The organism is Streptomyces sp. NH27, assembly GCF_056859195.1.
Genome location: NZ_JACEGK010000779.1, coordinates 1 through 2,432, shown reverse-complemented (window position 1 = coordinate 2,432; position 2,432 = coordinate 1). Strand labels below are relative to the sequence as shown.

Here is a 2,432-nt window from a genome sequence, read left to right as displayed (position 1 = left end):
GGCGTGGTGAGGCGGCCGGCGAGGTCGGCGGTGAGGGCCGCGCCGCGGTCGGGCAGGTCGGCCACCCGCCATGCGGAGGGCTCGCCACCGTCGGGCGCGGCCGCCGCGAGGAAGGACTCCGCGGCGAGCAGTGCGGCCCGGGGCGCGTCGGCGGCGGGAACGCGCAGGGCCGCGTTGCGGCCGACCCGCAGCAGCGCGGTCCCGTCCGGTGCCGCGCGCAGCGTCACATCGGGGGCCAGGGCCGCGACATCGCCGCGCCCGTCGTCCAGCGCGAAGAGGAACCGTCCGGACAGCGCCGCGGCCGCCTCGCTGCCGCACAGCAACCCGTCCAGTGCCCGCAGCCACTCCCCGACGTCCAGGTGCCCCCGCCCGTCGAGGCCGGACAGCGGCGAGGCCACGATGTTCCGTACCCGCTCGTGCGCCGCCGACGGCAGCAGACCGGCCGCGCCCAGCAGTTGGGCCAGCTCCGCCCCGCAGGCCGAGCCCAGGCCGCGCAGTTGGACGTTGCCGCGCGAAGTGAGATGGACATCACCGTCGCCGAACCGCCGGGCGGCCTCGCCCAACCGTTCCGCCTGCGCCGCGGTGAGCATGCCGCCGGGGATACGGATACGGGCCAGCGCGCCGTCGTCCGCGGGGTGCAGTCGCAGCGCGCCCGGGCAGGCGTCCGCCCTGTTCCGCGCAGGTCCGGCGCCCTCGCGCACCTGCGCGTTCCCGTCCGCCGGGCATGCCTCCGGGTATGCCTCGGCGTCCGGCCGGGGCGGCCGGACGGGCAGGTCGGGGGCGGTGGACATGGCGGCGAGCATACCGACCGTGCCACCAATCGGATGATCCGCCGAACGGCTACGGCGCTTACTATGCTCCCCGTGCGGACCTTCCGGTTCGCCATCGCCGCAGACGGCGACAGGGGAGGAAGCCCGGTGTGAATCCGGCGCGGTCCCGCCACTGTGAACTTGGCCACCGGTGCCTCCGGCGGTCGAGCGAGCCAGGAACTCCCGCCGTCCGACCACTGCCCGGGGCGCGGACACCCCGAGGAAGGGTTTCGCTGTGACCGGATCCTCCGAGTTGCCCCGTTCTGCCGATTCCAGGACCACCTCTCCGGTGAGCGAGGGGCAGCCCCTTGCCGACGCGTCTTCGTCTGCTGGTGCGCCTGGGCTTGTCGCGCAGTTCCCCGCGCCCCTTAGTGACCCGGGAGGACAAGGGCACCGCGTAGGCGTTCTGCTGCTGAGCACTTCCGACACGGATCTGCTGAGCGCGCGGGCGGCGGGCGGCCCGGTTCCGTATCGCTTCGCGAACCCGACCCGGGTGGACGTCGCCGAGCTGCCGGAACTGCTGGACGGCGCCGGCCTGGTCGTCGTACGCCTGCTCGGCGGCCTGCGGGCCTGGCAGGAAGGGCTGGACGCGCTGCTGGCCACGGGTCTGCCCGTGGTCGTGCTGAGCGGCGAACAGGCCCCGGACGCCCAGCTGATGGCGGCCTCCACCGTGCCGGTCGGGCTCGCCGCCGAGGCGCACGCCTACCTCGCGCACGGCGGCCCCGCCAACCTGGAGCAGCTCGCCCGCTTCCTGTCCGACACGGTGCTGCTCACCGGCCACGGCTTCGACCCGCCCACGCCCGCGCCCTCCTGGGGCCCGCTGGAGCGTGCGGCGGCCGAGCCGCCCGCGCAGGCCCCCGCCGTCGCCGTGCTCTACTACCGCGCCCACCACATGAGCGGGAACACCGGCTTCGTCGCGGCCCTGTGCGACGCGATCGAGGCGGGCGGCGGCCGCGCGCTGCCGTACTTCGTCGCCTCCCTGCGCACCCCCGAGCCCGAACTCGTCGCCGAACTGGCCGCCGCCGACGTGATCGTCACCACCGTGCTCGCGGCCGGCGGCACCCGGCCCGCCGAGGCGTCCGCCGGCGGCGACGACGACGCGTGGGACGCGGGCGCGCTCACCGGCCTGGACGTGCCGGTGTTGCAGGCGCTCTGCCTGACCGGCTCGCGCGCCGCCTGGCTGGAGAGCGACGAGGGCGTCTCGCCGCTTGACGCGGCCACCCAGATCGCGGTGCCGGAGTTCGACGGGCGGCTGATCACCGTCCCGTTCTCGTTCAAGGAGGTCGACGCCGACGGCCTGCCCGCGTACGTCGCCGACCCCGAACGCGCCGCCCGGGTGGCCGGTATCGCCGTGCGGCACGCCCGGCTGCGCCACATCCCCGCCGCCGACAAGCGCCTCGCCCTGGTGCTCTCCGCCTACCCGACCAAGCACTCCCGCATCGGCAACGCCGTCGGCCTCGACACCCCTGCCAGCGCGATGGTCCTGCTGCGCCGGCTGCGCGAGGAGGGCTACGACTTCGGCCCCGACCCGGTCCCGGGCCTGGACACCGGGCCGGCACCGGCGAACGCCCCCGACCGCAGCCCCGGCGACCCTCACCCTGGCGACGACCTGGAACGTATGCC

Annotated in this window: 1 protein-coding gene, 1 pseudogene and 1 riboswitch; of the genes and pseudogenes, one reads left to right on the top strand and one right to left on the bottom strand. The window is 75.7% G+C overall.

Annotation, left to right across the window (positions count from 1 at the left end):
- A pseudogene (locus AC13HU_RS35705) lies at positions 1–791 on the bottom strand (cobalamin biosynthesis protein CobG); the annotation flags it as partial.
- Between the two features lie 94 nt (positions 792–885).
- Positions 886–992: riboswitch (cobalamin riboswitch) on the top strand.
- A gap of 223 nt (positions 993–1,215) precedes the next feature.
- Here AC13HU_RS35705 and AC13HU_RS35700 point away from each other — a divergent pair.
- The coding region (locus tag AC13HU_RS35700; RefSeq protein WP_483046152.1) for a cobaltochelatase subunit CobN at positions 1,216–2,432 on the top strand (1,217 nt) is incomplete at its 3' end.